This window comes from Amaricoccus sp. W119, from assembly GCF_047275745.1.
Classification (GTDB): domain Bacteria; phylum Pseudomonadota; class Alphaproteobacteria; order Rhodobacterales; family Rhodobacteraceae; genus Amaricoccus.
In genome coordinates this window covers 52,016-77,476 of the sequence record NZ_JBKQWU010000006.1, presented here as the reverse complement: position 1 = coordinate 77,476, position 25,461 = coordinate 52,016, and the positions used below count along the sequence as shown (strand labels likewise).

The window sequence follows — 25,461 nt, the reverse complement described above, 5'->3', positions numbered from 1 at the left end:
GGCGTGTCCGACGGGGGCGTGTCCGGGGACGGGGCAGGCGACGGCTCGGCTGACGGTTCGGGCGACGCGCCCAAGGGTCCGAACCGGCAGGCGCTCTCCGATGTGCTGGCCTCGATCCGGGCGCTGGTCTCCGCCGAGACGAGCGCGCGCATCCACGAGCCCGACGAGGCCGAGGAAGACGTGCTGATGCTGACCCAGGACATGCGGGTCGACACGCGCGCGGAGTTCGAACGGTCCGTCGGCGGCATGGACCGCGAGCAGGGTGGCGCGAGATTCGCCGCCGGCGCGCCCATCCACGACGAAGAGGCGCTGCGCGGCCTCGTGAGCGAGATCCTGCGGGAAGAACTCCGGGGCGAATTCGGCGAGCGGATCAGCCGCGACCTCCGCAAGATCGTCCGCCGCGAGGTCGACGACGCGCTCCGCGCCGACCGCCGGGGGGACCAGCCGGGAGCCTGACCCGGGTTGGATCGTTGTCGGATCGAGATGGCTGCCGAGGAATCTACCAACCCGCGTGTATCCAGCCAATTTCCCGTCAGTAGTGGGGACTGATTCATGCCTATCTTCATCGGCACTCGGGGCGACGATACCTTCGGTCCGTTTCGAGATGACCAGCCGGATACGAACGGTTTGTCGATCTACGCCGTCGGGCGAGAGGGAGATGACGATCTCCACTTGGGGGTGTATTCGGATACGAGTCTATCAGAATCTGCTGTCACGTATCACAGCGTCGCCTATGGCGGCTCGGGTAACGATACGCTCTCAGCGGTTCTGAACATGCAGAGCTACTACGATGGCGAGCGGCTCCAGGATGATGATCTGTTGATCAGCCTCCACGGCGGCGGCGGGAACGATGAGATCACCGCTGGCTATGTGATGAACTTTTCGGTCGGAGCCGACTCTCAGGTGCCAATCGCAGTGATCGAACTGACCGGCGGTCGCGGCAATGACCGGATAGAGGTTGAGCCCATTGCCCCCGATCTATGGGAAGAGCCACCGCTTCCGGTCGGCCCCTATGTCAGCGTGCTCGAAGGCAACCAGGGCTCAGACACCCTGCTTGGCGGGGACTTCGCCGACCGGATCGTCGGCGGGCAGGGCGACGACTTTCTGCGCGGGCGTGGTGGCGAGGACACGTTCGTCTTCGGCTCGATCCGCGAAGGCGAGCGCGACAGGGTTCTGGACTTCACCATTGGCGAGGATCTGATCGACATCGGCGGCATCGACGCGAAGTCGTGGCGGAACGGCGACCAGTCCTTCACCTTCGATGCGAGCGGCGAGGGTGGCTCGGGCCGTGTCTGGGTCGAGGATCTGGGTGCGACGACCGTGGTCCGCGCCGATACCGGGCGGGACGTGCTGGTGCTCCTGCTCCGCGACGGATGGGGTGTGGCGGCGGAGGATTACGGCGCGGGGGACTTCCTGCTCTGAGGCGGCGCGCCCGCGGAGCCAGCGGGCACCTTCCGAGGCTTCGCCGGGTTCAGGAGTGCTCGGCGAAGCGGACCGCGCCGATATAGGGCAGGTTGCGGTTGCGCTGCCCGTAATCGATGCCGTAGCCGACCACGAACCGGTCCGGGATCTCGAAGCCGATCCAGCGCGCATCGACCGCGACCTCGCGCCGCGAGGGCTTGTCGAGCAGCGCGCAGACCTCGAGCCGCGCCGGGTGCCGCGTCCTGAGGATCGCGAGCACATGGTTGAGCGTGAAGCCGGTGTCGATGATGTCCTCCACCACCAGCACGTCGCGGCCTTTGATCTCGCCCCGGAGGTCCTTCAGGATCCGCACCTCGCGGCTCGATTCCATCGAATTGCCGTAGGAGGAAGCTTCGAGGAAATCGACCTCGATCGGCAGGTCGATCTCGCGCACCAGATCGGCGATGAAGATGAAGGAGCCGCGCAGCAGGCCGACGACCACGAGCTTGTCGGTCTCGCGGTAATATTCGCTGATCTCGGTGGCGAGGCCCTCGATCCGGGCCGCGATCGCCTTGGCCGAGATCAGCGTGTCGATCGCATAGGGGCGCGCGTTCATCGAACCTCCGCTTCCGGCTTCGGCTTCCGGCCTCGGCTTCTGGCCACCGCTTCCGACCCGCGCCGCGCGTTCGCGGCGGGGCGGCGCCGAAGTTTCCGTCCGGGCCTTGTGCCGGCGACATCCTATTGTCAAATACCAGCACCGACAACGCGAAACCCCGGCCGAGTTCCGGGCGAGCCCCCCAGTCGAGGAGCCTATGCCGACCCACGCGGAAACCCGGATCATGCCCTATTCCGCCGATCAGATGTACGCGCTGATCGCCGATGTCGGACGCTATCCCGAATTCCTGCCCTGGTGTTCGGCGGCGCGCATCCGTTCGGTGAAGCCGCTGCCGGACGGGTCGGGGGAGATCATGGAGGCCGATCTCGTGATCTCGTTCAAGGTCTACCGTGAGCGTTTCGGCAGCCGGGTCACGCTCAGGCCCGAGGATCGCACCATCGATGTCGAATATATCGACGGGCCGTTCCGATACCTGCGCAACCGCTGGAAGTTCATCCCGATGGGCGAGCGCCAGTGCGAGGTGGATTTCTACGTCGATTTCGAGTTCCGCTCGGCGATCCTGTCGAAGCTGATCGGATTCGTCTTTAACGAGGCGATGCAGCGGATCGTGCGCGCTTTCGAGACCCGCGCGGCCCAGCTCTACGGCGCGTCGAGCACCGCCTGAAGCCCGAGGTCGAGCGCGGTCTCGACGGCGCGGGCGCGCACCCGCTGCCGGCCGAGCGCGCCGAAGTCGCGCCGCTCCGCGCGAGTGCCGCCGGCGGTAGCGACCGCGAACCAGACCAGACCTTCCGGCTTCGCCTCCGAGGCCCCGGGGCCGGCGACGCCGGTGATGGCGATGGCGATGTCGGCGCCGGATGCGGCGCGGGCGCCCTCGGCCATGGCGCGCGCGACCGGTTCGGAGACGGCGCCGTGTTCGGTGATCAGGTCCGGCGGCACGCCGATCATCTCCGTCTTCGCCGCGTTCGAATAGGTGACGAAGCCGCGGTCCACCACGTCGGAGGAGCCCGGAACATCCGTGAGCGCCCCGGCGACCAGCCCGCCGGTGCAGCTCTCCGCCGTGGCCAGATGCCAGCCCCGTGCCCGCGCGGCGGAGAGCAGGCGCGTCGCGCGGTCCTCGTCGATCATGCGTGGCTCCGCCATCAAGACCCTCCTCAGGCACCCATGAGGCCGTGTGACACGGCGGCGGCCGCGCACACCACGATCGCGGCGTAGAGACCCGCCAACACATCGTCCAGCATCACGCCGAAGGGCGAGTGCAGGTTGTCGGCGGCGGAGACCGGCCAGGGCTTCCAGATGTCGAACAGCCGGAACATGAGGAAGCCTCCGACCCAGCCCGGCCAGGGAAAGAGCGCGGGCGGCATGCCCATCATCCAGAGGCCCGCCGACAGCGGGAAGAGCGCGATCCACTGGCCGACCACCTCGTCCACGACGATCTCGGACGGGTCCTCGGTCGGATTGGCCGCCGTCTCGACGCGGACCGCCCAGAGGCCGATGCCGAAGAGCGCCGCGGAGGCGAGCGCGAGCAGCGGGAACCCCCCGAGCCAGTGCAGCAGATAGCCGAGCGGCAGCGCGGCGAGCGAACCCCAGGTGCCGGAGGCCGGGCGGAGCAGGCCGACGTAGCCGAAGGTCGCAATGGCGCGGGCCGCCTTCATCCGTGTCATGGCTCCACCCTCACATCTTCACCAGCGTCGCGGTGGCGAGCGCGGCGATTCCCTCCTCGCGGCCGGTGAAGCCGAGCCGCTCGGAGGTCGTGGCCTTGACGCTGATCCGGTCGAGGTCGATGCCGGTGATACGGGCGAGCGCCGCCCGCATCTCCGCCGCCCGGGGGCCGATCTTCGGCTTCTCGCAGATGAGCGTGCAGTCGAGCGAGGTGACGGCGAAGCCGCGGGCGCCGGCCCGCTCCACGGCCTTGCGCAGGAAGATCTCCGAGGCCGCGCCCTTCCACTCCGGTTCCGAGGGCGGAAACCACTGGCCGATGTCGCCTTCGGCCAGCGCGCCGAAGATCGCATCGGTGATCGCATGCATCCCCACATCGGCGTCGGAATGGCCAATGAGGCCGCGGTCGAAGGGCAGGCGCACGCCGCAGAGCGTGACCCCGTCGCCGGGGCCGAAGGCGTGGACGTCGAAGCCGTTGCCGGCGCGGATATCCATGACAGTCTCCTCGGGAGCCGGATGGGAGGTGAGACCGGCTGCCCGCGCCCGGGCACGGGCGAGGTCGGCCGGAGTGGTGATCTTCACGTTGTCCTCGTCGCCCGGAACGGCGCGGACCGCGAGTCCCGCCGCGCGGGCGACCGCGGCGTCGTCGAGCGCCGCCGCCGGATCGGCGAGGCCGCGATGCGCGGCGAGGATGGCGTCGAAGGCGAAACCCTGCGGCGTCTGCGCGCGAGCGAGGCCGTCGCGCGGAACCGGGCTCGCCGCGTGTCGATCCTCCACCCGCCAGAGCGCGTCGACGACCGGCAGGCAGGGGACCGCCCCCGGCGCCTCGCGGAGCGCGTCGAGGACGGCTCCGATCACCTTGGGCGCGACGAAGGGACGCGCCGCGTCGTGGATCAGCACCACACGGGGCGCGAGCGGTGCGAGCGCTTCGAGCCCGGCGCGGACGGAGCCCGCGCGGCTCTCGGCGCCGGTGACGGGCGGCAGCAGGCGAGGGTCGGCGATGCCGAGGGTCGCCGCGTCATAGAGCGCGCGATCCGTCGCCGCGATCACCGTCAGCACCGGGCCGATGTCGCGGTGCGCCATGAGCGCGCGGATGGCACGGGTGAGAATCGCCTCGCCCCCGACCTCGCGGTATTGTTTCGGCATCTCTCCGCCGAGCCGGACCCCGCGGCCCGCGGCGACGATCAGCGCGGCGTTGGCCATTGCTCCCGGGCTCCTTGGTCGATCGGTCCGCCGCTTATAGAAGCCCCCGCCTACCCGCCGCAATCCCACCCGCTGCGATCCCGCCCGCTGGAAACCCCGCCACCATCCCACCCACTCAGATCCCGACCACCGCCTCTCTCGCGACAGACTGCCCGGCAGTGCTTGCCATTCAGGCGGTCATTTGATAATCAGGGCGACAGGTGCACATGGTTTGGGCAGTGATTGTGTTTTCGGATTGCAAGATCCCGCAAGCGCCTGTTTTTCTCGCACCCATGGCCGGAATTACCGACCTGCCTTTCCGGGATCGCGCGCTGGATCATGGCGCGGCGATGGTTTTCTCGGAGATGATCGCGAGTGGCGAGGTGCTGAACGCCCGTCCGCTCGCACGGGGCAAGGCGCGGATCGGCCGGGTGGCGGAACGGAGCGGGGCGCAACTCGCCGGGCGCGAGCCTGGCCCGATGGCGGAGGCGGCGCGCTATTGCGCCGGCGAAGGCGCGCGCGTCATCGACATCAATTTCGGCTGTCCGGCGAAGAAGGTCACCAATGGTCTGTCGGGCTCGGCGCTGATGCGCGATCTCGACCTCGCGCTGGCGATCGTCGCGGCGGTGGTCGCCGCCGTCGATGTGCCGGTGACGGTGAAGACCCGGCTCGGATGGGACTGCGACACGCTGAACGCGCCGGAGCTCGCCCGCCGGGCGGAGGCGGCGGGCGTGTCGATGATCGCCATCCACGGCCGCACCCGCTGCCAATTCTATACCGGAACCGCCGACTGGGCCGCGATCGCGGCTGTGAAGCGCGCGGTCACGATCCCGGTGATCGCCAATGGCGATATCACCTGCGCCGGGAGCGCGCGGGCGGCGCTCGCGGCCTCGGGCGCCGATGGGGTGATGATCGGCCGGGGGGCGCGGGGCGCGCCCTGGCTGCCCGGCGAGATCGCCGCCGCGCTCAACGGCGCCCCGGTACCCGAGGCGCCACGCGGCGCGGCGCTCGCGGATTTCATCGTCGCGCATTACGAAGCGATGCTCGGCTTCTATGGCCGCGACATCGGCGCACGCGTGGCGCGCAAGCATCTCGGCTGGTACCTCGACCGGCTGCCGGGTTCGGCGCCGGCGCGGGCGCGGCTGATGCGGGCGCCGACCCCGGAGGCGGTGATCGGGATCCTCCGGGCCGAGGTGCCCGAACTCGACGCCGCCCGGCCACCCGCGGAGGTCGCGGCATGATCACGATGGGTTTCGAGGCGCTCTGGAGCGCCATTCCCTATCCCGCGGTGGTGCTCGACGCGCATGACCAGATCCGCGTCGCCAATCCCGCCGCCGAGAGCTTCGGCGGGCTCTCGCTGCGCCAGATGGCCGGCCGGCCGATCGGACGTTTCGTCGGCCAGGACAGCGCCGTGCTCGACGTGGTCCGCCAGGCCCGGCGCAACGGCGTCTCGGTCGCGCAATACAACCTGTCGGTAGCCTGGGCCGATCAGCCGCCGCGCTCCCAGAACGTGCATGCGACCCCGCTCTACGACAATGACGGCGAGATCCTGCTGCTCATGCATCCCCAGGGTATGGCGGACAAGATGGACCGCAGCCTGAACCACCGTTCCGCCGCGCGCTCGGTGACCGGCATGGCGGCGATGCTGGCGCATGAGATCCGCAACCCGCTCGCCGGGATCTCGGGCGCGGCGCAGCTTCTCGAAATGAGCCTCGGCGAGGCGGACAAGGAATTGACCGGACTGATCCAGGCCGAGGCGGCGCGGATCGGCAAGCTCGTCGACAAGGTGGAGCAGTTCGGCGATCTGCGTCCGGCGCAGCGCCGGCCGATCAATATCCATGACGTGCTGGACCGAGCCCGCCGCGCGGCACAGGCGGGTTTCGCCGCCCATGTCCGCTTCTCGGAGGATTACGACCCGTCGCTGCCGCCGACGGCGGGCGACCCGGACCAGTTGCTGCAGGTGTTCCAGAACCTCCTCAAGAACGCCGCCGAGGCGGTGCCCCGCGTCGGCGGCGCGATCGGCATGTCGAGCGCCTTCCGCCCCGGCGTGAAGATGCTGGGTCCGGGCCGGCAGAGCGAGAGCCTGCCCCTTCTCGTGACGATCACCGACAATGGTCCGGGCATCCCGGACAACCTCATTCGCGACGTGTTCGATCCCTTCGTCAGTTCCAAGGTGAACGGCACCGGGCTCGGCCTGTCGCTTGTCTCGAAATTCGTCGCGGACCATGGCGGCGTCGTGGAATGCGACAGCCGCCCGGGGCGGACGCGCTTCAGGGTGCGGCTGCCGATCTGGCGCGACTCGATGGGAGCCTGAGCGCATGGAAGGAACCATCCTGGTCGCCGATGACGACCGCACGATCCGCACCGTACTGGCCCAGGCGCTGACCCGCGCCGGGTGCCGAGTGCGCGCGACCGGCACGGCCTCGACGCTCTGGCGCTGGGTCGAGGAGGGCGAGGGCGATGTCGTCGTGACCGATGTCATGCTGCCGGACGGCGACGGGCTCGACCTGCTGCCCGCCATCAAGAAGCGGCGCCCGGATCTGCCGGTCATCGTCATGAGCGCGCAGAATACGGTGATGACCGCGATCCGCGCGACCGAGGTCGGCGCCTACGAATATCTGCCGAAACCCTTCGATCTCAAGGAGGTGCTCGGTCAGGTTTCCAAGGCGCTGACCCAGAAGAACCGGCGCGGCGTACCCGCGGCCGAGGAGTCCGAGCCGCAGCGCGAGGACAACCTTCCGCTGATCGGACGCTCCCCCGCGATGCAGGAAGTCTATCGCATCCTCGCGCGGCTCATGAACACCGACCTCGGCGTGATGATCAACGGCGAGAGCGGCACCGGCAAGGAACTCGTCGCCCGCGCGCTGCACAATTTCGGGCTGCGCAAGAACGGACCCTTCATGGCGGTCAACCTCGCGGCGATCCCGCGCGAGATGATCGAGAGCGAGCTCTTCGGCCATGAGAAGGGCGCCTTCAACGGCGCCGAACGCGCGGTGCCGGGCAAGTTCGAACTCGCGCGGGGCGGCACGCTCTTTCTCGACGAGGTGGGCGACATGCCGCTCGACGCGCAGACCCGGCTGCTGAGGGTGCTGCAGGAGGGCGAGTTCACCCGCGTCGGCGGGCGCGATGTCCAGACGGCCGACGTGCGCGTCGTCGCCGCCACGCATCAGGACCTGCGCGGGCTGATCAACGAGGGACGCTTCCGCGAGGATCTCTTCTACCGCCTCAATGTCGTGCCGATCCGCCTGCCGCCGCTGCGAGAGCGGCTGGAGGACGTGCCCGATCTCGCCCGCGCCTTCCTGCGCCGGGCCGAGGCCGAGGGCCTGCCGCGCAAGACGATCTCGAAGGAGGCGCTCGACATCCTGAAGAAGCAGGAATGGTCGGGCAACGTGCGCGAGCTCGAGAACCTGATGCGCCGCCTCTGCGTGCTCTGCCCGGACGAGCTGATCTCCGGCACGGTGGTGAGCCAGGAGATCTCGGCCCGCCCGAGTTCCGCCTCCAGCCCGTCGGGGCCGCAGCCGCAGCGCCTCGCCCATGCGATCGAGGGGCATCTGCGGCGCTACTTCGACCTGCACGGCGACGGCCTGCCGCCGGATGGGCTCTACGACCGCATCCTGAAGGAGATGGAACTGCCGCTGATCGCGCTCAGCCTCTCGGCGACGCGGGGAAATCAGGTACGCACGGCCGAACTCCTCGGCATCAACCGCAATACGCTGCGAAAAAAGATCAAGGATCTCGACATTCGGGTGACACGTGGCAAACGGATGATGTAAGACTGCAACAGTCGAGCAGGATTTCAAGCCCAACACAACAATGCGCCCAAGACTGAAATGCGCACGTCATCGCTGACCCTCACCTGGCTACGTCTGGGCCGGTGGCGGAGTAACCGAGGCGTTCAGGCCGCCGGCTTCTGGATCATGGTCGCGCTCGCGCCGATCCTCGCGATCGCGACCTTCGCCGTGCTTGGTGAGATGGAATGGCTCGGCGGCGGCCGGTCGCTCCGGGTCGTGCTGCTGGCCGATTTCGTCTACGCGCTCGTCGTCGCCGGCTTCGTCGTCCGCCGCATCGCCGAGATGATCTCGGAGCGCCGCGAGGGCTCAGGCGCCACGCTGCACATGCGGCTGGTCCGGTTCTTCACGCTGATCGCGCTCATCCCCACGATCCTCGTCGCCGTCTTCGCGACGATCACGCTCAATGTGGGTCTCGAAGGCTGGTTCTCCGACCGGGTGCGTAACGTGGTCTCGAATTCGCTCGCCGCCGCCCAGGCCTATGAGAACGAGCATCGGGTGACGCTCCAGAACGACGCCCGCGCGCTCGCGAATTTCATCGAGGACCAGAAGCGGCGCTATCCGCTGATGTCTGGCGGCCAGCTGCGCGAGACGCTGACCCGCGGCCAGCTGCAGATGCAGCGCGCGCTTCCCACCGCCTATGTGATCGACGGCGAAGCCCAGATCCGCTCCCGGGGCGAGCGCAGCTATCTCTTCGACTACGGCCCGCCCAGTCCGGAGGAGATCGATCTGGCGCGCTCGGGCGAGATCGTGGTGATCCAGGACTGGGAGCATAACGAGTTTCGCGCGCTGACGCGGCTCGACGGTTTCGTGGACTATTACCTCTACGTGAGCCGGGAGGTGGACGGGCAGATCCTGAGCCTGCTCGATGAGACCAAGGAGACGGTGCGCCTCTACGAGCAGCTTGAATCGGACCGGGGCCGGATGGTGTTCGAATTCGCGCTGATCTACCTCGGCTTCGCGCTCGCCGTGATCCTCGCCGCGATGTGGATGGGGCTCTGGTTCGCGGAACGGCTGGCGCGACCGGTCGGACGGCTTGCCCGCGCCGCCGAACGCGTGGGGCAGGGCGATCTCGACGTCCGCGTCCGCGAGGAGCCGGGCGAGGACGAGATCGCGATCCTGAGCCGGGGTTTCAACAAGATGACCCGTCAGGTGAAGGGCCAGCGCGACGCGCTGATCGCGATCAACGCCGAGACCGAGCGGCGCCGGCGTCTCTTCGACTCGGTCCTCTCGGGCGTGACCGCGGGCGTGATCGGCCTCGACGGGCTCGGCCGGATCGAGATGATGAACACCGCCGCCTCCGCGCTCCTCGGGCTCGACCCGGCGGAGGCGACGGCGCAGTCGCTGCGCGAGGCCGTCCCGGAACTCGCGGCGCTGATCGACAAGCTCGACACCCGCAAGCCCCAGGCGGTGGCGCAGGCCGAGGTGCGCGTGATGCGCGACGGGCGGCAGCGCGACCTGCTCGTGCGGATCGCGACGCGGGCCGGTTCGGACGGGGTGCTCGAAGGCTATGTGGTCTCCTTCGACGATGTGACGGATCTCGTCGTGGCCCAGCGGCTCGCGGCCTGGGGCGACGTGGCCCGACGTATCGCGCATGAGGTGAAGAACCCGCTGACGCCGATCCAGCTCTCGGCCGAACGGATGCGGCGCAAGTTCGGCCCCATGGTCGGCGACCAGAAGGAGAGCCTCGAACAATACGCCGATGTCATCATCCGCCAGACCAACGACCTCCGCCGCATCGTCGACGAATTCTCCCGCTTCGCGCGGATGCCCGCGCCCGAGAGGAAGCCGCTCGACCTCGGCAAGCTGATCGGCGACGCGGTGCTGTTGCAGGAATCGGCGCGGCCGGATATCCGCTACGCCCTGAGCCGGCCGGAGCAGGCTGTCCTCGCGCATCTCGACGGCACGATGATGAATCAGGCGTTGACCAACCTGATGAAGAACGCCTCCGAGGCGATCGATGAGCGGGGCGGCGACCGGGATTTCGCACCCGGTGAGATCCGCGTCTCGATGACGGGCAATGAGGACGAGATCGTCATCGAGATCGAGGACAACGGCCGCGGCCTGCCGGAGGATCCGGGACGGCTGTTCGAGCCCTATGTGACGCACCGCGCGAAGGGAACCGGCCTCGGTCTTCCCATCGTGAAGAAGATCGTCGAGGAGCATGACGGGACACTGGAACTTCTTCCGGCGCGGCCGTTCGGCGATGACGGGCATGTCGGCGCGCGCGCGCGGATCACCCTGCCGACGGGGCTTCCGGACAAATCTCCCGAGCGCCCGGCCGGTCAGGAAGAACAGACAAGAACAAGGTTGAGAGAGAGCGCCCAATGACCGATATCCTGGTTGTCGATGACGAACCCGACATCCGCGCGCTGATCGCGGATATCCTGACCGACGAGGGCCACGGGGTCCGCACCGCGGCGGAGAGCGACGCGGCGCTCGCCGAGATCAACGCGGCGCCGCCCGATCTGGTGATCCTAGACATCTGGCTCAAGGACAGCCGGCTCGACGGGATCGATATCCTGAAACGCGTGAAGCGGGACAATCCGGCGATCCCGATCGTGATCATCTCGGGCCACGGCAATATCGAGATCGCGGTCGCGGCGATCAAGCAGGGCGCCTATGACTTCATCGAGAAGCCGTTCAACATCGATCAGCTGATGGTCGTGATCAGCCGCGCGCTCGAAACCTCGCGGCTCAGGCGGGAGAACGCGGCGCTCCGCGGCAAGGAGGTGGCGAACCCGGTGATGGTCGGCTCCGGCGGCGCCTTCCGCCAGCTCCGCTCGCAGCTCGACAAGGTCTCGCGCACCAACAGCCGCGTGATGCTGACCGGCCCCGCCGGCTCGGGCAAGGAGGTCGCCGCGCGCTATCTCCACCACAATTCGGAGCGCGCGAACGGCCCCTTCATCACCGTCAATTCGGCCTCGATCGGCGCCGACCAGATGGAGGAGGTGCTCTTCGGCCGGGAGAGTTCCGAGCGCGGCGTGGAGCCGGGCCTCTTCGAACGAGCCCATACCGGCATCCTGTTCTTCGACGAAGTGTCCGACATGCCCCCCGGTACCCAGTCGAAGATCCTGCGCGTCCTGGTCGACCAGAGCTTCCAGCGCGCCGGCGGCTCGGACACCGTGCGGGTCGATGTGCGTGTCCTCTCCGCGACCACCCGCGATCTCGCCCGCGAGGCGGCAGCCGGGCGGTTCCGGACCGAGCTTTTCCACCGGCTCAACGTCGTGCCGATCACCGTGCCCCCGCTCGAGGCGCGGCGCGAGGATATTCCCGAACTCGCGGCGCATTTCCTGACCGAGCTCAACGCCAATCAGGGACTGCCGCACCGCGCGCTCTCGCCCGAGGCCGAGGCGCAGCTCCAGACCATGCGCTGGCCCGGCAACGTCCGCCAGCTTCGCAACACGCTGGAACGCGCGCTGATCCTCGGCTCCGAGGCCGGAGAGATCGAACCGGAGGAACTGACCGCCGACTCGCAGGCGAATGGGGCCAGCGCGGGCGGAATGCTCGGCGCCTCCTTCGCCGGGCTCGCGCTGCGCGAGGCGCGCGAAATGTTCGAGCGGGAATACCTGATCGCGCAGATCAACCGCTTCGGCGGCAACATCTCCCGGACGGCGAGCTTCGTCGGGATGGAACGTTCGGCCTTGCACCGCAAGCTGAAGTCGCTGAACGTCATCTCCGCCGGCCGTGGCGGCCGGAACGAGGAAGCCGAGGAAGCGGTCTGACGCCCGAGAGGGGCGGATCGGACTCGCCAGGAAAGACCGGGCATGAAGATCATCATCTGCGGCGCGGGACAGGTGGGCGGCCAGATCGCGCGCCATCTGGCGCGCGAGGCCGGCCCGAATGCGATCACCGTGATCGACAATGACCCCGGGCTGGTGCGGCGGCTGATGGATGGCCACGATGTCGGCGGGATCACGGGGTTCGCCTCGCATCCGGACGTGCTCGAACAGGCCGGCGCGCGCGACGCGGACATGGTCATCGCCGCGACCCAGTCCGACGAGGTGAACATGGTCGTCTGCCAGGTCGCGCATTCGATCTTCGCCGTCCCGCGCAAGATCGCGCGCCTGCGCTCGCAGGCCTATCTCGACGCGATCTACACCGATCTCTACCGGACGGGTCATCTGCCGATCGACGTGGTGATCTCGCCGGAGATCTCGGTCGCGGACGCCGTGCTGCAACGGCTGAGCGCGCCGGCCGCCTTCGACATCGAGGGCTTCATTCAGGACCGCGCCCATCTCGTTGGCATGACACTGGAAAACGACTGCGCCGCGCTCTACACGCCGCTGCGCCAGCTGAGCGAGCTCTTCTCCACCCTCAGGGCGGTGATCGTCGGCGTGCGTCGCAAGGGCGGCAAGCTCGCGGTCGTGGACGCGGACGACCAGCTGCAGCCGGGCGACCAGATCTACGCGCTGATCGTGACCGAGGACATGGCGCGCTTCATGGAAGCCTTCGGCAAGAGCGGGCTCCGGGTCGAACGCGCGCTCATCGTCGGCGCCGGCAACATCGGGCTCCGCGTCGCGCAATCGATGGAGCGCGACCAGCCCCGCGCCCAGATCAAGCTCATCGAGCGCAACCGCAAGCGGGCCGAACACGCTGCCGAGACACTGCGCAAGGCGGTGGTGCTCGGCGGCGACGGCATGGACATGGCGCTGCTGCGCGAGGCCAATGTCGCCGAGACCGATGCGATGGTCGCGCTGACCGAGGACGACAAGACCAATCTCCTCGCCTGTGTGCGCGCGAAAGCGGCGGGTGCGAAACTCGTGGTCGCACTTCTCAACGATCCGACGCTGGTCGATCTCATCGAGCCGATCGGCATCGACGCCTATGTCAATCCGCGCTCGACCACCGTCTCCTCGATCCTGCGCTACGTCCGGCATGGACGCATCCGTCAGGTCTATTCGATCGGCGACGGCGAGGCAGAGGTGATCGAGGCGCAGGTGCTGCGGACCTCGGCGCTCGCCGGCCGAACCGTGCGCGACGCCGAACTTCCGAAGGACGCGCGTATCGGGGTGATCCGGCGCGGCGACAACGTCTTCACGCCGAAGGGGGATACGCAGATCGTCGAAGGCGACGAGCTTACGATCTTCGCGATGCGCAACTCGGTCGCCGATGTGGAACGGCTGTTCCAGGTCGGTTTCGACTTCTTCTGAGATCATGGGTTCCGGCCGATCCACGAGCATGAAGGCCAGGCAGCGGCTCGACGCGGTCGCTCCGCGGCGGTTCCCCGGTTTCATCCGCATGATGCTGCTCGCCTCGCTGATGATGCAGGTCCCCGCGCTCGTCGGCGCCAGCGAGCGGAACTGGCTCGTCGCCCGCGTCTTCCTGATCCATGGCGTGTTCTTCGCCTTCGTCGCCGTCATCATCGGGCTCGCGACGATGAACCGGATGCCCCGGATCGCGGAACGCTATCATCTCGTCACGCTCGTGCTCATCTACGCGCTGTTGCCCGTCGTGCTCGCGACGCCGCTGACGGCGATCGTGCCCGGCACGACGATCGGCGCCGCCTATTTCGAGATGCTGTCCTGCCTCACCACGACGGGGGCGACGCTCTTCGACCGCTCGCCCGAGCTTCTGCCGGCACCCCTGCATCTCTGGCGGGCGATGGTGGGCTGGGCCGGCGGCTTCATGGCGCTCGTCGTCGTCTATGCGATTCTCGCGCCGATGAACCTCGGCGGATTCGAATTCGCGGAGGCCGCCGGCGAGGGACGGAGCGCCGCGTCGCTCGAAGAAGCGTCGAGCCGCCTGGTCCGCTTCGCCGGCGACATCGGGCCGATCTACGGCGGCCTCACGGGCGTTCTCGCCCTGGTCCTGCTGATGGCGGGCGATCCGCCGCTCGTCGCGGTGAGCCATGCGATGTCGACGCTCTCGACGAGCGGCGTGTCGCCGATCAACGGAACGCAGAACGCGCCCTCCGGCCGGATCGGCGAGCTTGCGATCCTCATCCTGCTGCTTCCGGCGGTCTCCCATCGCATCACCAACTACACCGACCGCCACCGACGCCTGCCGAGCTTCGACGATCCGCAGTTCCGCCTGATGCTGATCAGCGTCCTCGGCGTTACCCTGGTGCTCTATCTGCGCGCCTTCGCAGGCGCGGCGGAGATCGACCGGCAGCATGACATCGCAGGATCGCTCCGCGCGATCTGGGGCGGGCTCTTCACCAGCCTCTCGTTTCTGACCACCACCGGATTTCTCAGCGCGGACTGGCGGGCCTCGCAGCTCTGGTCGAATCTCCCGCAGCCCGGGACCATCCTGATGGGCCTCGCAGTCATGGGGGGCGGCATCGCGACGACCGCGGGCGGCGTGAAACTCTTCCGGCTCTACGTGCTCTACCGCCATGGCCTGCGCGAACTCGACCTTCTGACGCATCCGAGCGCGATCGCCCGCCAGCGCGACGGCGAGCGGCTGATTACCCGGGCCGGCGCGCGCATCGCCTTCATTTTCCTGATGCTTTTCCTGATCGCCATCGCGGCCATCATGATCGCGCTCACGGCGACCGGGCTCGGGTTCGAGGAAAGCCTCACCTTCGCGATCGCATCGCTGACGACGACGGGCTCGCTCGCCGGCACGCTGGGGGAGGGCGCACGCTACGCGGTGCTGCCCGATTCGGCGCTCGCCATCCTTTCGGTCGGCATGATCGTCGGCCGCATGGAAACCCTCGTCATCGTCGCCCTGCTCAATCCCGCGTTCTGGAGGCGATAGTGCTTGGCCGCGGCCAAAATGCCGCACTTCAAAAATTTGCGTCCGACGTCTGGAAATGGTGTCTGGCCACATCCATACTGCCACGCAACAACAACAATGACGCATCCTGAGCGCGCGTCTCCATACAACTGAAGGCTGAAAAAATGGCTGCCGACAAACAGAACCTGCAGGACGCCTTTCTCAACAACATCCGCAAGGCGAAAGTCCCGGTCACGATCTTCCTGATGAACGGCGTGAAGCTGCAGGGCGTGATCACCTGGTTCGACAACTTCTGTGTTCTGCTTCGCCGGGACGGCCAGTCCCAGTTGGTCTACAAACATGCGATCTCGACCGTGATGCCGTCGCAGCCGATCACGCTTTACGAGGCAGACGATCACTGACGCGGGTATCGACGCGAATCGTCGGATGCGCGCCCTCGTGCTTCATCCGGTCCGCCATGGCTCCGATGGCCGGGACTCCGCCGCCGCGCTCGCCGAGGCGGTCGCGCTGACGGAAGCGCTCGATCTCGACGTGGTCGGCGCCGATCTCGTGCCGCTTCCGAGGGTTCGTGCCGGCACGCTGGTCGGGACCGGCAAGCTCGAGGAGATCGGCGCGACCGTCGCGGAGCGGGAAGCCGGGCTCGTGATCGTCGATGGCATTCTCACGCCGGTCCAGCAGCGCAATCTGGAGAAGGCCTGGAAGGCGAAGGTGCTCGACCGCACCGGCCTGATCCTGGAGATCTTCGGCGATCGCGCCCGCACGCGCGAGGGTGTGCTGCAGGTCGAACTCGCGCATCTGAGCTATCAGAAATCGCGGCTCGTCCGGAGCTGGACCCACCTCGAACGCCAGCGCGGCGGCGTCGGCTTTCTGGGCGGCCCCGGCGAGACGCAGATCGAAGCCGACCGCCGCGCGCTTGACGAGCGCATCGTCCGGATCAAGGCGCAACTCGCCAAGGTTGTTCGCACGCGCGGTCAGCACCGTGCGGCGCGGCGGCGGCTGGATTATCCGGTGGTGGCACTGGTGGGCTATACCAACGCGGGCAAGTCCACGCTTTTCAACCGGTTGACCGGCTCGGAGGTTCTGGCGAAGGACATGCTCTTCGCCACGCTCGACCCGACGATGCGCGGGATCGAGCTTCCCGATGGCCGCGATGCGATCCTCTCCGACACGGTCGGTTTCATCTCCGATCTGCCGCACCAGCTGGTCGCGGCCTTCCGGGCGACGCTGGAGGAGGTGCTGGACGCCGATCTCGTTCTGCACGTCCGCGACATCGCCCATGAGGAGAGCGAGGCGCAGGCCGGGAGTGTACGCGTGACGCTCGAAGAGCTTGGTCTCGACGAGGCGGCGCGGGAGCGGATGATCGAAGTCTGGAACAAGGTCGATCTCCTGCCGCCGGACCGGGCCGAGGCGACGCGCCAGATCGCCGCGCGGAACCCGCGGGTTCGGGTCATCTCGGCGCGCAGCGGCGAGGGCGTTCACGAGCTTCTCGAGGCGATCGCCGAGGATCTCGGCGGACCCGCGCTGGAGGAGGTGCTCCGCCTCGGCTTCGATGAAGGCCGCCGCCGAGCGTGGCTGTTCGATCACAAGCTGGTGCGGGCCGAGCAGCGGACCGATGAGGGCTTCGTGGTCGAGGTGCGCTGGACCGAACGGGACCGGGCGCGCTACGAGGCAATCAATGCGAATTGAATCAGATCGTTAGCGACGAGAGCGGGTCTTCCGTGAGAGGATCGACCCAGATCCAGTCGGCCATGCGACCGCGAAACCAGCTGCGCTGCCGTTTCGCGAACTGACGGGTCCGGATCACCGCCGCTTCGGTGGCCTCCGCGAGGGTCGCCTGTCCCCGGAGATGCGCGATCAGATCGGGCGCGCCCAGCACCCGCGCCGCCGGCAGCGCCGGATCGAGGTCGAGCGTGAGGAACGCGCGAACCTCGTCGAGCGCCCCCGCGTCGAGCATCCGGCCGAAGCGCCGCTCGATCCGATCATTCAGCAGCGATGTTTCCGGCGCGAGCACGATCCGGACGCAGTCCGCCGCGTCGATGAGCGGCGGCGTCGCGTCGCGGTGCCAGTCGGTGAGACCGCGCCCCGTCGCGCGCAGCACCTCCCAGGCGCGCTGGATTCGCACCGGATTGGCGCGATCGAGCCGGTCATGCGTCTCCCGATCCTCCCGCGCCAGATCGGCGAGCAACTCCTCGATCCGCCCGCCGTCGATCAGCGCCTGCGAGCGGGCGCGGATCTCCGTCGGGATCGCCGGGATCTCGGTCAGACCCTCGGTCAGCGCCGTGAGATAGAGCCCGGTCCCGCCCGTGATGACGAGCCGTCCGGGCGGGTTCGCGAGGATCTGGGCGAGGTCGCGGAGCCAGGCGCCGACCGAGTAGCGCGTGCCGCCGCGGACATGGCCGTAGAGAAGATGTGGCGCCCGCGCGAGATCCGTCGCCGACGGGCGCGCGGTCAGCACGCGCCAGCAGTCGTAGACCTGCGCCGCGTCGGCGTTGACGACCACACCCCCATCACGCTCCGCGAGCCGGAGCGCGAGCTCGGATTTGCCGCTGGCGGTCGGGCCCGCGATCAGGACGGGAGGCAGTTGCGCGGACAGGGTCATGGCGGGACGGCTAAACGGGCAGGGGGCCCGGGCGCAAGTTGAAACGCGCGGGCGTGGCGGCGGCGTTCGGGAGCCGGCGCGGAGCCGACCCCTGCCGGGCCTCAGAGGATGAAGTCGTCCGCCGTGTAGTCGGCGGCGCGGGTCGCGCCGTCGCGGATCAGGATCGCGAAATCGTATCCCGCCGCGCCGTCGACATCTCCGCGGATCAGCGTGTCGCCGCCCTGATCGGACACGTCGAGGGAACCCGCGCCGCTCGCACCAAGGCTGAACCCCTGATCGCCCGCGCGCCCGGTGTTGGCGTCGAGATCGGACAGGTCGATCCGGTCGCCGCCCGCCGATCCGGCGCCGCCGAACCCGCGGATCATGTCGGGCGCGCTGACGGTGGATGTGCTCAGACGGTCGAAGACGAAGACATCCGCGCCGGCTCCACCGGTCAGCTGATCGGTGCCCGCGCCACCGGAGAGCGTATCGTTGCCGGCGCCGCCGTCGAGACTGTCGTTACCCCGGAGTCCGCGCAGCAGGTTCGCCCCTCCGTTGCCGATCAGCGTGTTCGCCCCCGCATCGCCAGTGCCGGAAACGCCCTTCTTCCCCGTCAGCTGAAGCACCTCGACCCCGGATGTGAGCCGCCAGCTGACCGAGGAGAGCACGGTATCCGTGCCGCCCGCCGACGAATTCGCCTCTTCGACGCGGTCGCCCTTGCCGACGCGGTAGGTGTCGTTTCCGGTCCCGCCCGAGAGGCGGTCGGCATCGGGGCCGCCGGCCAGCGTGTCGTCGCCGGCGCCGCCGGAGAGCCAGTCCTTGCCCGTGCCGCCGCTCAGCATGTCCGCGCCATCGCCGCCGAGGAGGAGATCGCCGCCCGATCCGCCGGAGATCGAGTCGTCGTGCCGGCCGCCGAGGATCGTGTCCTGGCCGCGACCGCCCGAGATCGTATCCGCGCCGCGCCCGCCTTCCAGCCGGTTGGACCGCGCGTCTCCGGTGAGCGTGTCGGAGAAGTGGCTGCCCTGAACGTTCTCGACGCGGACCAGCGTGTCGCCGCTCGCGATATTGCCCCGGCCGCGTCCCGAGGCGAGATTGACCGTCACGCCGGTCGTCGCCGCGTCGAACACGGCGGTATCGACACCCGCGCCGCCGTCGAGATGATCGGAGCCGAGGTCGCCCGCGAGCGTGTCGTCGCCGCCCATGCCCCGGATCGTGTCATCGCCGGCGAGCCCCCAGAGGAACTGTCCGGCCGAGTCGCCCCTGATCTCGTCGTCGGCTCCCGTGCCCCAGCGGTTGTCGGTCTCGGCCCAGCCCGCCTCGATCATCATGTTGGCCATCTCGGCGGCCGCCTGGATTGAATAGTCGCGCGCGAAATGCAGATTGTCGGGATGGCGGGGCAGGTGGGACGGATCGTAGAGGAGCACGTTCGGGTCCTCGTCGGCGACCTTGCGCTGCGCCGCCTGAACCTCGCGCCGCTTCCAGCCGCCGCCGCCCGTCACGGTCAGCACGATGATGATCTTCGCGGAAGGATCGCCCACGAGATCGCGATAGCCGTCGATGAATTCCCTCAGATTGCCCTCGTAGGCGGTGGCGAAATCGGGGACCGTCGAATCGGTTTCGCCGTGCCACCAGACCAGCGGCCCGACCTCGACATCACGGTCGAGCTTCCGGGCCTCCGTACGCGCGATGGCCATTTCGTCCCGCAGCTGTTTCCAGCTCTGGCCGGGCCAGCTCGGACTCCAGTGAACCTGCAGGCTCGTTCCCCCGGCGGCGGTCTTGAGCGCCACCAGGTCGTCCTGCTTCGAGCGGAAGATCTGCGACAGGAACATCTCGACGCTGTAGCCGAGGGTCGCGTAACCCGCTGGCACATATCCCTCGTCGCGATAGCCCTTCACGCCTTCCGGGTCGGGAATCAGGTAGGGGCTGAGGTCGTCCACTCTGCCGTTTCGGACCAGAGCGACCTCGCGATCGAACCCGTATGACGGAATATATTCGATGAGGGACCGCAGGCCGACGATGTTCGACTGCCCGGCGTAGCTGAAGATCTTCGCTGCCATGATTCGCTACAACTTTACTATGAACGAGAAACGACTGTCACATCCGGCCTATACAATGTGGGGCGGCACGTTCTCAAGCGCGCGGCGGAAGATTACACGCAACCTATGCGAGATTCCGCTCATGCGAGCTGCGTGTACTTCGCCGGCGACTCGTCGCGTGATGTGGCTTGCACTGCCGGCGGCATCATGTGCGTTCCCTCCGACCCGGCAGGACGGTCTTGGCCCCGTCGATCCATGCGATGACGCGCTCCGGGTCCGAGACCCTGATCTTCTACCAGACGGGGCGACATGCGGCAAAATATAACATAATCATCATTATTGGCATAAGATCATCACGACGGGTTGCCATTGACCTCCCGCCACCACTTCAGTCTGCTGCGCTTTGAACCTCGACCGGAGTACGAGCGCCCAAGGCATGGCCGATGACTACACGCGCGCGGGCGGCGAGCACCCCGCGGTCCCGAAGTTTCTGCGAGCCTACCACGCAGGCTTCGTGTCGCGGCGGGAGTTCCTCGCCGCGGTGACCTCGCTCGGCGTGACGGCGGCGGTCGCGCGCGGGCTCGCGGGTTCGCCGGTGCGTGCCGAGGAGACGCCGGTCCCGGGCGGACGGCTGCGGATCTCGATGGCGGTGATGGCGATCGAGGACCCGCGGCTCTATGACTGGCCGCAGAAAGGCAATCTCGCACGCGGCGCGCTGGAGTCTCTGGTGCGCCAGAACGCCGATGCGACGCTGAGCCCATGGCTGCTCGAAGGCTGGGAAACCAACGCCGATGCCTCCGAGCATCTGCTGCGGCTTCGGCCGGGCGTCCACTGGACCAACGGCGACGCCTTCACCGCGGAGGATGTGATCGCCAATCTCGCCCGCTGGGCCGAGGCGCATGTGCCGGGCAATTCGATGGCGACGCGGATCGCGAGCCTGATCGAGCCCAAGCGCGTGGAGACCCGGCGCGTCCTGATCACGCGCGACAACCGCGAGATCGAGGATGAGGTCGAGGTTGCCATCACCGGGCTGATCGACGGCGCGGTCGAGCGCGTTGATGCGATGACGGTGCGCCTGCGGCCCGCCCGGCCGGACATCACCCTGATCGCCGGCTTCTCGGATTACCCCGCGCTGATCGTGCACCGGGATTTCGATGCCAATGGCGGCGACCTGACCCGGGTGCCTGTCGGAACGGGTCCTTGGGTGATCGACTCCGTCCGTGTCGGCGACTCCGCCGCCCTCAGCCGGCGCCGGGACGCGCATGGCTGGTGGGGCGACGCGGTTTTCGGTCCGGTGGCGCTCGACGGCATCGACTATATCGACTACGGGACCGATCCCGCGCGCGATCTGGCCGCCTTCGAGGCCGACGAGATCGATGCGAACTACGAGACCACGCCCTCCTACGTCGCCGAGATCGACGAAGCCGGGCTCCGCAAGGCCGGGGCGCGCACCACCAACACCGTCTGCGTCCGGATGCGGGTCGACCGGCCGCCCTTCGATAACCAGCGCGTCCGCCACGCCGTTCAGCGCGCCGTGGACAACGCCGTGGTGCTGGAACTCGGGCAGCAGGGTTTCGGCACGCTGGGCGAGAACCATCACGTCGCGCCCATGCATTCCGATTACGCGGCGATCGCCCCGGTTCCTCCCGATCCGGCACGGGCGCTCGACATGCTGCGCGAGGCCGGCGCGGCGGAGACGGAACTCGAACTCGTTTCCTCCGACGCCGATGTGCCGCGCAACACCTGCGACGCCGTGGCGGCCCAACTGCGCGACGCCGGGATGAAGGTCCGACGCGTGATCCTGCCGACGCCGGCCTTCTGGCAGGACTGGCGCGTCTTTCCCTTCTCGGCGACGGAGTGGATCAGCCGGCCCCTCGCCGCGCAGACCTACGTGCTTGCCTATCGCTCGACGGGCCCGTGGAACGAAACCGGATTCGCCGATCCAAGGTTCGATGCCCTGCTCGACCGGTCGCTCGCGCTGATCGATCCCGAGGCCCGGCGGCCGCTGATGGCGGAGATGGAGACGTTGCTGCGTGATTCCGGCGTGCTGATCCAGGCCTTCTGGCGCGACACCTTCCGCCACATGACCGACCGGGTCCGGGGCCTCGAGATGCATCCGACATACGAACTGCATCTCGAACGGGTCTGGCTCGTGCCCGAGGCGGAGCGGGAGTGACCTGATTCGCTCTGGCGGCGTGGCAGACGTGGCCTGCTTGGGTTCGCGCGGCCGAATCGTGGACCTGAGACAATTTTTCCGTTTCCTCGCCGCAGGTTCCATGAAAAAATGACCATGCGCGGTCGTCGGCGGGTTTGCGCCACTCGGTGATTTCTCGTGGGATTCGTGGGTTTTTGCACTCGTTGTTCACAAAAACAATACGAATCCCCGCTTTGCGTTGAAGCGCGCATGGGCTTATCAGGCGGGCCGATTTGGCGTTCGCGTCGCAAGGGAGTTGGTATGAATGCGTGGTGAGTTGAACAGCCCGGGAGCGGCGTTCAGGGGCATGAGCCCCCTTTTCGTCAGCGTCGCGGTCTTCAGTGTCTTCGTGAACCTGCTCCAGTTGATCGGGCCGCTCTACATGCTGCAGATCTATGACCGGGTCATTCCAAGCCGGTCGGAGGAGACGCTGGTCGCCCTCACTGTCCTGATCGCGACGCTCTACGCCTTCATGGGTCTGCTCGACTACGCCCGCTCGCGCATCGCCTCGCGCATCGGCGCGATGGCGCAATCGCGGCTCGACGGCCGGGTCTTCAACGCGGTCCTGCGCCGCTCGGTGCTCTCGACCGAACGCTCGAAGCCCTCCTCGGGCCTCAAGGATCTCGAATCGGTGCAGAAGCTGCTCGGCTCGCCGGTCCTGTTCGCGATCTTCGACATGCCCTGGGCGCCGATCTACATCCTCGCGATCTTCACCTTCCACCAGTATCTCGGCTATCTGGCGCTGGTTGGCGGGCTCATTCTGGTCGCGGCCACGATCCTGAACCAGCTCACCACCCGCAAGCCCGAACTCGAAGCCGTGCGCGCGGGCCTGCAGGGCGACGCCTTCGCGGAAACGATCCGCCAGCAGGGCGAGATGATCCAGGCGCTCGGCATGCGCGGCACGGTCATCCAGCGCTGGGGCAAGCTGCGCGAGGCCGCGCTTGGTGCCACGATGCGCGCGGGCGACAAGGTCTCGACCTTCTCGACCTTCTCCAAGACCTTCCGCTTCTTCCTGCAATCCGCCGTGCTCGGCCTCGGCGCCTATCTCGTGATCCATGGCCAGATGACCGCCGGCGCGATGATCGCCGGTTCGATCCTGCTCGGCCGCGCGCTGGCGCCGATCGAACAGGCGATCGGCGGCTGGCCGCTCGTCACCCGCGCGCGTCAGGGCTGGGCCTCGCTCAAGACGCTGCTCGAAACCACGCCCGAGCATCAGGACCGCACCGCCCTGCCCCGACCGCGCGCGATCTTCGATTGCTCGCAGATCACCGTCTTCCCGCCGGAGCAGCAGCGCGCGAGCCTCAGGATGCTCGATTTCCACGTCCGCCCGGGCGAGGCGCTCGGCGTGATCGGCGCCTCGGCCTCGGGCAAGTCGACGCTGGCGCGCGTCCTGACCGGGATCTGGCGCCCCGCCTCGGGCGCGGTGCGCCTCGATGGCGCGGCGCTCGATCACTACGATCCCGACGTGCTCGGCTCCTACATCGGCTACCTGCCGCAGGACGTGGTGCTTTTCGACGGCACCGTCGCCGAGAACATCGGCCGGATGCAGGAGCATCCCGACGCGGAAGCCGTGGTCGCCGCCGCGAAGAAGGCCGGCGCCCATGAGATGATCCTCGGGCTGCCGCAAGGCTACGACACCCCGGTCGCGGCCGGTGGCGCGCGGCTGTCGGGCGGGCAGAAGCAGCGGATCGGGCTCGCGCGCGCCTTCTACGGCGAGCCGGTGATCATGGTGCTCGACGAGCCGAACTCGAACCTCGACGCCGCCGGACAGGACGCGCTCAATCTCGCGATCCGCCAGGCCAAGTCCGAGGGCAAGGCGGTGGTCATCATGGCGCATCGCCCCGCGGGCATCGCCGAATGCGACAAGATTCTCATCATCGACGGCGGCGTCGCCAAGGCCTTCGGACCGCGCGACGAGGTGCTCAAGGCCCATGTACGCAACTACGCGCAGGTCGCGGGCCGCATCGGCGAGGGAGGAGCCCAGGCATGAGCGACAAGGCATCCAACTGGAACCTCCGCCACTTCCTGATCGGCGGCTACGTGGTGCTCGCGGTGATGATCTTCGGCCTCGGCGCCTGGGCGGCCGTGGCGAAGATCTCGGGCGCGGTGGTCGTCGCGGGCAATCTCGAGGTCGAGGGCAACCGCCAGGTCGTCCAGCATCCGACCGGTGGTGTGATCGAGACCCTGAACGTCCGCGACGGCGACGAGGTGACCAAGGGTCAGGTGCTCGTCGAACTCGAAGGCGACAGCATGATCATCGAGCTCGGCATCGTCGAGGGCCAGTGGTTCGAGATCCTCGCCCGCAAGGGCCGGCTCGCCGCCGAGCGCGACGGGCTCGACACGATCACCTATGACCCCGAGATCGTCGCCCAGGCCGAGAAGAACGTGCGGATCGCCGATCTCCTGAAATCGCAGCAGCAGCAGTTCGAGGCGCGCCAGAAGCTCAACGAGGACGAGAGCAACCAGATCACCGAGCGTCAGCAGCAGATCCACAAGGAGATCGACGGGCTGATCGCCGTGCAGAAGGCGAATGCCGAGCAGGTCCGGCTGGTGAAGCAGGAGGTCACGCAGCAGCAGACCCTGCTCGACAAGGGCCTGACCGAGATCGGCAAGCTCCTCGCGCTGCAGCGCACGCTCGCCGAGCTCGAAGGCACCGCGGGCCAGATCGAGGCCAATATCGCCGAGAACCGCGGCCGGATCGCCGAACTGGAGATCAACCGCGTCCAGATCGACTCCAAGACCCGTGAAGAGGCGATCTCGGAACTGCGCGACCTCGAATTCCGCGAGATCGAACTGCGCGAGCGGCGCACCGACCTCAAGGAGCAGATCGCGAAGCTTCAGCTCCGCGCGCCGGTCGACGGCGTCATCTACGGCAACACCGCCGACACGCTGCGCGGTGTCATCCGGGCCGCCGAGCCGGTCATGTATGTCGTGCCGAAGGACGCGCCCCTGATCGTCCGGGGCCAGATCCCGACGACCTCGATCGACCAGATCTTCGTCGGCCAGGTCGCGGCGCTGCGCTTCTCGGCCTTCGACTCGCGCACGACGCCGGAACTGACCGGGCATGTGCTCTCGGTCTCCGCCGACGCGGTCGAGGACAAGACGCAGGGCACGCGCTACTACACCGCCGACATCCAGATCGACGAGCACGAGCGCGACAAGATCGCGAACCGCAAGCTCCTGCCCGGCATGCCGGTCGAGGCCTTCATCGGCACCGCCGAGCGCAGCCCGCTCAGCTATTTCGTGAAGCCGTTTACCGATTACTTCGCGCGGGCGTTCCAGGAAACCTGACCCGCCCTCCGAGAAGTGGGGAAGGAGCCGTCGCGAGG

Annotated in this window: 21 protein-coding genes; 15 read left to right on the top strand and 6 right to left on the bottom strand. The window is 68.1% G+C overall.

The genetic code is table 11. The features are described 5' to 3' along the window. The first annotated feature begins 3 nt into the window (after window positions 1–3). Window positions 4–456 carry a hypothetical protein gene (locus tag ACLJK8_RS05830; RefSeq protein ID WP_413149162.1) on the top strand — a complete coding sequence of 151 codons (453 nt, stop codon included), beginning with the start codon at window positions 4–6 and terminating at the stop codon, window positions 454–456. A 96-nt stretch (window positions 457–552) separates the two neighbouring features. After that, on the top strand, window positions 553–1,422 hold the full coding sequence (locus tag ACLJK8_RS05825) for a M10 family metallopeptidase C-terminal domain-containing protein (protein ID WP_413149161.1): 870 nt from the start codon (window positions 553–555) through the stop codon (window positions 1,420–1,422). A 49-nt stretch (window positions 1,423–1,471) separates the two neighbouring features. Here the strand turns inward: ACLJK8_RS05825 and hpt are convergent, their stop codons facing one another. Continuing rightward, on the bottom strand, window positions 1,472–2,017 hold the full coding sequence (hpt, locus tag ACLJK8_RS05820) for a hypoxanthine phosphoribosyltransferase (RefSeq protein WP_413149160.1): 546 nt from the start codon (window positions 2,015–2,017) through the stop codon (window positions 1,472–1,474). A 196-nt stretch (window positions 2,018–2,213) separates the two neighbouring features. Here hpt and ACLJK8_RS05815 point away from each other — a divergent pair, with 196 nt between their 5' ends. Continuing rightward, entirely contained in the window at window positions 2,214–2,681 is a 468-nt protein-coding gene (locus tag ACLJK8_RS05815) for a type II toxin-antitoxin system RatA family toxin (protein WP_413149159.1), read from the top strand. Here the strand turns inward: ACLJK8_RS05815 and ACLJK8_RS05810 are convergent. Genes ACLJK8_RS05810 through ispF form a run of 3 tightly spaced genes read right to left on the bottom strand, consistent with a single transcriptional unit; the run spans window position 2,657 to window position 4,876 of the window. After that, a complete protein-coding gene (locus ACLJK8_RS05810; protein ID WP_413149158.1) occupies window positions 2,657–3,157 on the bottom strand; it encodes a CinA family protein in 501 nt (166 codons plus the stop codon). The two genes, ACLJK8_RS05815 and ACLJK8_RS05810, sit on opposite strands and share 25 nt — an antisense overlap. Window positions 3,158–3,168: 11 nt before the next feature. After that, a complete protein-coding gene (locus ACLJK8_RS05805) occupies window positions 3,169–3,669 on the bottom strand; it encodes a phosphatidylglycerophosphatase A (RefSeq protein WP_413149205.1) in 501 nt (166 codons plus the stop codon). A gap of 19 nt (window positions 3,670–3,688) precedes the next feature. Next, on the bottom strand, window positions 3,689–4,876 hold the full coding sequence (ispF, locus tag ACLJK8_RS05800; RefSeq protein ID WP_413149157.1) for a 2-C-methyl-D-erythritol 2,4-cyclodiphosphate synthase: 1,188 nt from the start codon (window positions 4,874–4,876) through the stop codon (window positions 3,689–3,691). Window positions 4,877–5,082: 206 nt separating this feature from the next. Here ispF and dusB point away from each other — a divergent pair, with 206 nt between their 5' ends. The 9 genes from dusB to hflX all read left to right on the top strand — a co-directional run bounded on the left by dusB (window position 5,083) and on the right by hflX (window position 17,010). Next, complete coding sequence (gene dusB / locus ACLJK8_RS05795) at window positions 5,083–6,096, top strand: tRNA dihydrouridine synthase DusB (protein ID WP_413149156.1); 1,014 nt, start codon at window positions 5,083–5,085, stop codon at window positions 6,094–6,096. Further along, entirely contained in the window at window positions 6,093–7,169 is a 1,077-nt protein-coding gene (locus ACLJK8_RS05790; RefSeq protein ID WP_413149155.1) for a two-component system sensor histidine kinase NtrB, read from the top strand. Before dusB ends, ACLJK8_RS05790 begins: the two co-directional genes overlap by 4 nt. A gap of 4 nt (window positions 7,170–7,173) precedes the next feature. Then, a complete protein-coding gene (ntrC, locus tag ACLJK8_RS05785) occupies window positions 7,174–8,628 on the top strand; it encodes a nitrogen regulation protein NR(I) (RefSeq protein ID WP_413149154.1) in 1,455 nt (484 codons plus the stop codon). Window positions 8,629–8,685: 57 nt separating this feature from the next. Beyond that, the gene (locus tag ACLJK8_RS05780; RefSeq protein ID WP_413149153.1) at window positions 8,686–10,974 is read left to right on the top strand and encodes an ATP-binding protein; all 2,289 of its coding nucleotides are present in this window, start codon (window positions 8,686–8,688) and stop codon (window positions 10,972–10,974) included. Beyond that, window positions 10,971–12,368, top strand: a complete 1,398-nt coding sequence (locus tag ACLJK8_RS05775) for a sigma-54-dependent transcriptional regulator (RefSeq protein WP_413149152.1) — start codon at window positions 10,971–10,973, stop codon at window positions 12,366–12,368. The genes ACLJK8_RS05780 and ACLJK8_RS05775 overlap by 4 nt, the downstream gene beginning before the upstream one ends. 42 nt (window positions 12,369–12,410) lie before the next feature. Next, window positions 12,411–13,796, top strand: coding sequence for a Trk system potassium transporter TrkA (gene trkA, locus ACLJK8_RS05770; protein WP_413149151.1), 1,386 nt, complete (start codon window positions 12,411–12,413; stop codon window positions 13,794–13,796). A 28-nt stretch (window positions 13,797–13,824) separates the two neighbouring features. Further along, window positions 13,825–15,345: a potassium transporter TrkG gene (locus tag ACLJK8_RS05765; protein ID WP_413149150.1), complete on the top strand. Its 1,521-nt coding sequence runs from the start codon at window positions 13,825–13,827 to the stop codon at window positions 15,343–15,345. 143 nt (window positions 15,346–15,488) lie between these two features. Continuing rightward, window positions 15,489–15,725, top strand: coding sequence for an RNA chaperone Hfq (gene hfq / locus ACLJK8_RS05760; RefSeq protein ID WP_140452770.1), 237 nt, complete (start codon window positions 15,489–15,491; stop codon window positions 15,723–15,725). Between the two features lie 25 nt (window positions 15,726–15,750). Next, a complete protein-coding gene (hflX, locus tag ACLJK8_RS05755; protein WP_413149149.1) occupies window positions 15,751–17,010 on the top strand; it encodes a GTPase HflX in 1,260 nt (419 codons plus the stop codon). 1 nt (window position 17,011) lies between these two features. Here the strand turns inward: hflX and miaA are convergent, their stop codons facing one another. Together miaA and ACLJK8_RS05745 are read right to left on the bottom strand one after the other, a co-directional pair. Continuing rightward, on the bottom strand, window positions 17,012–17,923 hold the full coding sequence (gene miaA / locus ACLJK8_RS05750) for a tRNA (adenosine(37)-N6)-dimethylallyltransferase MiaA (protein WP_413149148.1): 912 nt from the start codon (window positions 17,921–17,923) through the stop codon (window positions 17,012–17,014). A 101-nt stretch (window positions 17,924–18,024) separates the two neighbouring features. Beyond that, on the bottom strand, window positions 18,025–19,959 hold the full coding sequence (locus tag ACLJK8_RS05745; protein WP_413149147.1) for a sialate O-acetylesterase: 1,935 nt from the start codon (window positions 19,957–19,959) through the stop codon (window positions 18,025–18,027). A 415-nt stretch (window positions 19,960–20,374) separates the two neighbouring features. Between ACLJK8_RS05745 and ACLJK8_RS05740 the strand changes: the two genes are divergently transcribed. The 3 genes from ACLJK8_RS05740 to ACLJK8_RS05730 all read left to right on the top strand — a co-directional run bounded on the left by ACLJK8_RS05740 (window position 20,375) and on the right by ACLJK8_RS05730 (window position 25,423). Continuing rightward, window positions 20,375–22,114, top strand: a complete 1,740-nt coding sequence (locus ACLJK8_RS05740; RefSeq protein WP_413149146.1) for an ABC transporter substrate-binding protein — start codon at window positions 20,375–20,377, stop codon at window positions 22,112–22,114. A 325-nt stretch (window positions 22,115–22,439) separates the two neighbouring features. After that, window positions 22,440–24,122 carry a type I secretion system permease/ATPase gene (locus tag ACLJK8_RS05735; RefSeq protein ID WP_413149145.1) on the top strand — a complete coding sequence of 561 codons (1,683 nt, stop codon included), beginning with the start codon at window positions 22,440–22,442 and terminating at the stop codon, window positions 24,120–24,122. Further along, window positions 24,119–25,423, top strand: coding sequence for an HlyD family type I secretion periplasmic adaptor subunit (locus tag ACLJK8_RS05730; RefSeq protein ID WP_413149144.1), 1,305 nt, complete (start codon window positions 24,119–24,121; stop codon window positions 25,421–25,423). The genes ACLJK8_RS05735 and ACLJK8_RS05730 overlap by 4 nt, the downstream gene beginning before the upstream one ends. The last annotated feature ends 38 nt before the right edge of the window (window positions 25,424–25,461 follow it).

Excerpts from the sequence above, each read along its gene's own strand:
- ACLJK8_RS05810 (WP_413149158.1), bottom strand. The coding sequence starts at position 3,157 with ATGGCGGAGCCACGCATGATCGACGAGGACCGCGCGACGCGCCTGCTC.
- trkA (WP_413149151.1), top strand. The coding sequence starts at position 12,411 with ATGAAGATCATCATCTGCGGCGCGGGACAGGTGGGCGGCCAGATCGCG.
- ACLJK8_RS05775 (WP_413149152.1), top strand. The coding sequence starts at position 10,971 with ATGACCGATATCCTGGTTGTCGATGACGAACCCGACATCCGCGCGCTG.
- hpt (WP_413149160.1), bottom strand. The coding sequence starts at position 2,017 with ATGAACGCGCGCCCCTATGCGATCGACACGCTGATCTCGGCCAAGGCG.
- ACLJK8_RS05805 (WP_413149205.1), bottom strand. The coding sequence starts at position 3,669 with ATGAAGGCGGCCCGCGCCATTGCGACCTTCGGCTACGTCGGCCTGCTC.
- hflX (WP_413149149.1), top strand. The coding sequence starts at position 15,751 with ATGCGCGCCCTCGTGCTTCATCCGGTCCGCCATGGCTCCGATGGCCGG.
- ntrC (WP_413149154.1), top strand. The coding sequence starts at position 7,174 with ATGGAAGGAACCATCCTGGTCGCCGATGACGACCGCACGATCCGCACC.
- ACLJK8_RS05790 (WP_413149155.1), top strand. The coding sequence starts at position 6,093 with ATGATCACGATGGGTTTCGAGGCGCTCTGGAGCGCCATTCCCTATCCC.
- ACLJK8_RS05745 (WP_413149147.1), bottom strand. The coding sequence starts at position 19,959 with ATGGCAGCGAAGATCTTCAGCTACGCCGGGCAGTCGAACATCGTCGGC.
- miaA (WP_413149148.1), bottom strand. The coding sequence starts at position 17,923 with ATGACCCTGTCCGCGCAACTGCCTCCCGTCCTGATCGCGGGCCCGACC.
- ACLJK8_RS05735 (WP_413149145.1), top strand. The coding sequence starts at position 22,440 with ATGAGCCCCCTTTTCGTCAGCGTCGCGGTCTTCAGTGTCTTCGTGAAC.
- ACLJK8_RS05825 (WP_413149161.1), top strand. The coding sequence starts at position 553 with ATGCCTATCTTCATCGGCACTCGGGGCGACGATACCTTCGGTCCGTTT.
- ACLJK8_RS05730 (WP_413149144.1), top strand. The coding sequence starts at position 24,119 with ATGAGCGACAAGGCATCCAACTGGAACCTCCGCCACTTCCTGATCGGC.
- ACLJK8_RS05780 (WP_413149153.1), top strand. The coding sequence starts at position 8,686 with ATGCGCACGTCATCGCTGACCCTCACCTGGCTACGTCTGGGCCGGTGG.
- ACLJK8_RS05765 (WP_413149150.1), top strand. The coding sequence starts at position 13,825 with ATGAAGGCCAGGCAGCGGCTCGACGCGGTCGCTCCGCGGCGGTTCCCC.
- ispF (WP_413149157.1), bottom strand. The coding sequence starts at position 4,876 with ATGGCCAACGCCGCGCTGATCGTCGCCGCGGGCCGCGGGGTCCGGCTC.
- dusB (WP_413149156.1), top strand. The coding sequence starts at position 5,083 with ATGGTTTGGGCAGTGATTGTGTTTTCGGATTGCAAGATCCCGCAAGCG.
- ACLJK8_RS05740 (WP_413149146.1), top strand. The coding sequence starts at position 20,375 with ATGGCCGATGACTACACGCGCGCGGGCGGCGAGCACCCCGCGGTCCCG.
- ACLJK8_RS05815 (WP_413149159.1), top strand. The coding sequence starts at position 2,214 with ATGCCGACCCACGCGGAAACCCGGATCATGCCCTATTCCGCCGATCAG.
- hfq (WP_140452770.1), top strand. The coding sequence starts at position 15,489 with ATGGCTGCCGACAAACAGAACCTGCAGGACGCCTTTCTCAACAACATC.